Annotated in this window: 1 protein-coding gene; it reads right to left on the reverse strand. The window is 44.6% G+C overall.

The genetic code is table 11. The features are described 5' to 3' along the window. A partial coding sequence (locus E1163_RS00195) for a hypothetical protein (RefSeq protein ID WP_425482657.1) occupies positions 1-693 on the reverse strand: 693 nt, incomplete at its 3' end. Positions 694-718: the final 25 nt, after the last annotated feature.

Consider the following 718-nt stretch of genomic DNA (forward strand, 5'->3'; position numbering starts at 1 on the left):
CTGGAGGTCGGTTTTAACCTGTTGCTCGTAGTATGCTTTCCTTTTCTCTTTTAGCTTTTTCTCCCTTTCTTTTTTCTTCCTCAGAGCCTCCTTTTCCTGTCGCTTCTGTTTCTGCTCATAGGTTTCGGTTCTTTTATGCCTTCCATTTTGTTTTTTTCCGTTCCTCTCCCCAGGGTTTCTTTTTTGTCGTGGTCTTCGTTCTGTAGCAGGCTTTTCTTTTGGCTCGTCTCGCTCCTTTTTCACAGGCTCGGGAAGCTCAATTTTGCCCAACACTTTTATGCCTTCAAGCTTGATCTTTTTGGCTCTGATCACCTCAACTTCCTGATTAGTGGTAGCTTCTTCGGTCGCCTCCTGAGCAGGGACTTCGGCGGTTGTAATTTCTTCTGTTACCTTAGCTTCATCTCTTGCTTCCGGCTCTTTCGGAATGGCGGTCGCCTCCTGCTTTTCTTCATGGTGCTGTACTATACTGTCCTTTTCTGCTACTTCCTGTGTAGGAGCTTCATTCTGAGGAGAATCAGTGCTTTCTGTCCCGACATCTAAATCGTTCCCGAAGTGCTCCATGATAAGGGCAAGGGCATGTTCATCAAGTTTTGCATTGCTGCCTTCGATATCCTTAATGCCATTTTTTGATAGCAGATCAACAATTTCATTTTGCGTGACACCTAATTTTCGGGATAATTGTACGAGCCTCATGTCTGATTATTCATTTTGGGTGCAA

It is taken from the genome of Fulvivirga kasyanovii (assembly GCF_009711405.1).
GTDB classification, from domain to species: domain Bacteria; phylum Bacteroidota; class Bacteroidia; order Cytophagales; family Cyclobacteriaceae; genus Fulvivirga; species Fulvivirga kasyanovii.